General features: G+C 33.8%; 4 protein-coding genes and 2 pseudogenes. 1 reads left to right on the top strand and 5 read right to left on the bottom strand.

From position 1 onward, the window contains the following. Positions 1–203: 203 nt before the first annotated feature. A complete protein-coding gene (locus RWO85_RS09705) occupies positions 204–791 on the bottom strand; it encodes a hypothetical protein (protein ID WP_314415625.1) in 588 nt (195 codons plus the stop codon). Between the two features lie 305 nt (positions 792–1,096). After that, positions 1,097–1,654: a hypothetical protein gene (locus RWO85_RS09700; RefSeq protein ID WP_314415623.1), complete on the bottom strand. Its 558-nt coding sequence runs from the start codon at positions 1,652–1,654 to the stop codon at positions 1,097–1,099. 409 nt (positions 1,655–2,063) lie between these two features. Between RWO85_RS09700 and RWO85_RS09695 the strand changes: the two genes are divergently transcribed. Continuing rightward, complete coding sequence (locus RWO85_RS09695; protein WP_314415621.1) at positions 2,064–2,936, top strand: helix-turn-helix transcriptional regulator; 873 nt, start codon at positions 2,064–2,066, stop codon at positions 2,934–2,936. A 108-nt stretch (positions 2,937–3,044) separates the two neighbouring features. On the opposite strand, the pseudogene RWO85_RS09690 reads toward RWO85_RS09695, so the two are convergent. The 3 genes and pseudogenes from RWO85_RS09690 to RWO85_RS09680 all read right to left on the bottom strand — a co-directional run. Continuing rightward, a pseudogene (locus RWO85_RS09690) lies at positions 3,045–3,632 on the bottom strand (hypothetical protein). A 45-nt stretch (positions 3,633–3,677) separates the two neighbouring features. After that, positions 3,678–3,896 (bottom strand): hypothetical protein, encoded by a 219-nt coding sequence (locus RWO85_RS09685; RefSeq protein ID WP_314415620.1) that lies wholly within the window; start codon positions 3,894–3,896, stop codon positions 3,678–3,680. A gap of 422 nt (positions 3,897–4,318) precedes the next feature. Continuing rightward, positions 4,319–4,613, bottom strand: a pseudogene (locus tag RWO85_RS09680) (XRE family transcriptional regulator); the annotation flags it as partial.

Here is a 4,613-nt window from a genome sequence, read left to right as displayed (position 1 = left end):
AAAAGTGGTACACAGCAACAGCAGAAACATACAAAGATGACTGATTTTTTTCATAGATATACCTCCCGTGAAGAGACTAAACTGGGAAAAACTAACTTTCCAATAAAGCCACACAGTGATTTTCTCAGCTTGATTATATTCAATGCTGAAAACACTGTGTGGTTTTTGAATGTTTAGAGGTTAATTTTTTGAGCAATTGTCAATCAGAATGTCCGTTTATCTGTCAATAACCCGAGAAAATCTTGTCGTTTCAAGTCGGAGAAGTGTTTGGTAGAAAGACTTCCTTTTTGAAGTCCATCATCTCTAACCTGCAAATAATAGCTATGTTGGCTTGTTTTAATTGTCAAAAAATCGCCAAATATAAAAACTCTTTTCCAGTTGCGAATCTCAAATTCTTTCATCTCTGATTTTGGAATGCGGATAAGTCCTTGCCGCAAATCACGATGATGCTCACTTGTGAAAGTCATCCCATTCCCAAGATTTCTTATCAGTAGTTCATCTGGAGTCACCATCACCAGCGCTATTTTAGTTAAGAAAATTTCAACTGTTGGTGGTAAAATCGCCAAATTAAACCAAGGATGTAGGTAGCGATACGCTAAGAAATACTGAGGCTCCTCACCCAATCCTAGTTGTTTATATAAGGCCTTGACCTCACTATCTAACCTCGCTTCAAAAGACACATCCGAATGCTCTTCTTCCTTCCTCTGATTAAAATAACGCATCCAGACTAGAAAACCTATAAAGACTATAATAAATATTCCTGATAAGAGATATTTTACATTGTAGTTCATCACTTAACCTCCTGATTTATCGGTTTAATCTAATCAACATAGGGTAGGGACGACTTATATTATGGTATATTGAAGTTAGAACAACAACTACATTAAATTTAGCTAAATTAGATGAGGTAACTTTAGCTTATTAACTTTAGTAAGCAAGAGAGAGTCTTATTTTTTCTTTTTATCATTGAAAAAATAAAAAATAAAATTTTCAGTCATCAGTGTTACAATAAAAAGTTCAATTAAATCAGTTAATTTTATCCTCATCCTAAACCAAATAATATAGGCTAAGATAGTGCAAACCGTTACTGTATATTTTATTGGTTTAAACATTTTAAACTATACCATGACAAAGTAGCTAAAATTGCCGCACCAGAAGTTTTTACGGTAGATTTTAATACCAATTTTGCAATCTTTGGCCACGCTTTCTTTTGAATAAGTCCTGATAGCCCTCCCAGACCTCCACCGAATATATCTGTTAATAAATTTATTCCTAAAAAGTCTATAGTTGAATCCATCATACAACTCATCCAACTCCTAGAATAAAAATCAGACTTCATATTCGACAGAACTATATCTGTTTCCTTTGGATCCGATAATATTCGAATTCCCTCCGCTATATAAGGAGCTTGTGCTTTACCATAAGTCTGTTGTAAAGCATCCATATCAATCACTCGATTACCATTTTCATCCAAGTAACTAGCAATTTCAAATAAATAACGAAATTCAGATGCTATTTCTCTTTCTTCGGAAGTCAATTGAATACTAGGTGATGAATTGTCATCCGCATAAGCCACAAAGCTAGGTATTGACACTGCGCTCAATATCGTGATAATCATCAACAAACTTAAACTTTTACTCAATCTATTAAACATCTTTCTACCTCCAGTCTATCGGTTATTCTATTCAATTGTCATAAAAGCAATTTAAAAATATAATTTTAGTTCCCCTATTATACATTATTTAAAAATAATCCATTGGACTCACCTTCCTTTCATTTTTACAACCAGCGCATTATATCGGCCAGTTCCATGGGAAAACCGTAGCAATGCTGAATAAGAAAGCAAGAATAACTAAAAAACGAAAAACTTTTTTATTCATACTCTTTCCCTCCTATCTGTATTTCGTATCTATAGTATACCTCTTCTTTACTCTATTTTAAAATTAGTTAACTTTTTTCACACACTATTTTAGTTTTCTTTTTTACTATTTCTGTTACTATGATACAATATTTTTAATTGGATTTTATTATTTGTTAACTTTTTTCACTAAAAGGAGAAAATCATGCGTTATGATTTTGGAAAGGTCTATAAAGAAATACGTGAGTCAAAAGGATTAACCCAAGAAGAGGTCTGTGGAAATGTCATCTCAAGAACCAGCCTATCAAAGATTGAAAGCGGCAAGGCAACTCCCAAATATGAAAATATGGAATTTCTTCTCCGTCAAATCAATATGAGTTTTGAAGAGTTTGACTACATCTGCCATCTCTATCAACCGAGCCAACGAACAGAAATCATACAAACTTATCTTAATATGAGTTCTATCATTGGCAACAGTAGTCTAGTTGATTTTTTTGAAACATGCCAAAACTATCTCAAGACCCATCATGACCTCCCTATAGAAGAGATCAGGGATATGCTGGAAGTTGTCATTCATATCCGTCAACATGGTACAGAGCAACTATCAGACCAAGTGAAACAGACTATCCAAAAACTTTGGGAAAAAATTGAAAAACAAGATACATGGTATGAAAGTGACCTAAAAATCCTCAATACCATCCTTTTCAGCTTTCCCATTGATCACCTCCATCTCATTACTGGAAAAATCTTGCAACGCTTGGAAGTCTATAAAAACTACCAACATTTATATGACTTACGAATGGCAATCCTACTCAATCTGTCCACCATTTACTTATACCATCAAGACAAAAACATGTGTAAGCAAATCTGCTATACTTTACTGGAGGATGCCAAGAACAAGAAAAGCTACGATAGGCTTGCTATCTGCTATATCCGTATTGGGATTTGTAGGGATGATTCTAAACTTATCCAAAAAGGTTTCTCCCTTCTGGAGCTAACCGAAGAAACTTCTATGCTGTCTCATCTCAAAAAAGAAGTAGAGACATATTATCAACCGAAGGAAAGAGAAAAAGCTTAGCTTCTAAATAAAACCACACAGTGATTTCAGTCTTGAACACAATCAAGTTGCAAGGAATACCGTGTGGTTTTTGAATGTTTAGAGGTTAGTTTTTAGAGTAATTGTCAATCAGAATGTTCTTTTATCTGTCAATAATCCTAGAAAATCTTGTCGTTTCAAGTCTGAGAAATATTTAGTAGAAAGACTTCCTTTTTGAAGTCCATCATCTCTAACCTGTAAATAATAGCTATGTTGGCTTGTTTTAATTGTCAAAAAATCGCCAAATATAAAAACTCTTTTCCAGTTGCGAATCTCAAATTCTTTCATCTCTGATTTTGGAATGCGGATAAGTCCTTGCCGCAAATCACGATGATGCTCACTTGTGAAAGTCATCCCATTCCCAAGATTTCTTATCAGTAGTTCATCTGGAGTCACCATCACCAGCGCTATTTTAGTTAAGAAAATTTCAACTGTTGGTGGTAAAATCGCCAAATTAAACCAAGGATGTAGGTAGCGATACGCTAAGAAATACTGAGGCTCCTCACCCAATCCTAGTTGTTTATATAAGGCCTTGACCTCACTATCTAACCTCGCTTCAAAAGACACATCCGAATGCTCTTCTTCCCTCTTCTAATTAAAATAACGCATCCAGACTAGGAAACCTATAAAGCCTATGCTAAATAGTCCTGATAAGATATATTTTAAATTGTAGTTCATTACTTAACCTCCTGATTCACTACTCCGCCTAAAACAGAGGCCTATCTATTTTGAAAATAGTTCCATCACAACTTTAAATAAGACGGGTGTCATTAAAATTAGGATAATTCCTATCACAAATATCATGACTACTCGAAAAAGTTCCTTAGACACATCCGAATGCTCTTCTTCCTTCCTCTGATTAAAATAACTCATCCAGACTAGGAAACCTATAAAGACTATGATAAATATTCCTGATAAAAGATATTTTAAATTGTAGTTCATCACTTAACCTCCTGATTCACTACTCTACATAAAGCAGAGGCCTATTTATTTTGAAAATAGTTCCATAACAACTTTAAATAAGACTGGTAATATTTTATCAAACTAGAATTCTTTCTTTTCTAGCTACATCATAATTCTTAATCAAATACAAAAGTTAATACTCAATGAAAATCAAAGAGCAAACTAGGAAGCTAGCTGCAGGCTGTACTTGAGTACGGTAAGGCGACGCTGACGAAGTTTGAATGTGATTTTCGAAGAGTATAAGGTCACTAAATTTGTCAACGCTCTCACAACTCCCGTTTCACCTATATTATAAATCAACATATATAACCTGTCAAGCAATTAAAGCAAAATATTAAATATTTTCAAAAAGAAGAATTATAGTTATATTTTACACATGAGAAAGATAGCTTTTGCTATCCTTATACATTATCTGACTGCTTATCCATCAAATATTGTTCTACCTTGAGTGCCATAGCTTCATTATTTTCAATTAGATAGAGCACCTTAGCTTTCATATAATAGTCCTTAGCAACAGAGAGATCAAGATCTTCTGTTACATTTCCCAACAAACAATATAAATCCGCTAACCTAAAGCTACTATGATATTTGTTACAAAATTCAATTATCTCCAATAATAGGGCTCTGGACTTGTCCATCTTCTCCTGTTTCCAAAGGTGGTAACAATAATTGTATTTTATTTTGATATACAACTCA

Origin of the sequence: uncultured Streptococcus sp., assembly GCF_963521865.1 — a bacterium.
In the GTDB taxonomy this organism is placed as follows: domain Bacteria; phylum Bacillota; class Bacilli; order Lactobacillales; family Streptococcaceae; genus Streptococcus.
Note: the sequence above shows the minus strand (reverse complement) of the source record. Positions and strands in the feature narration are given on the sequence as shown.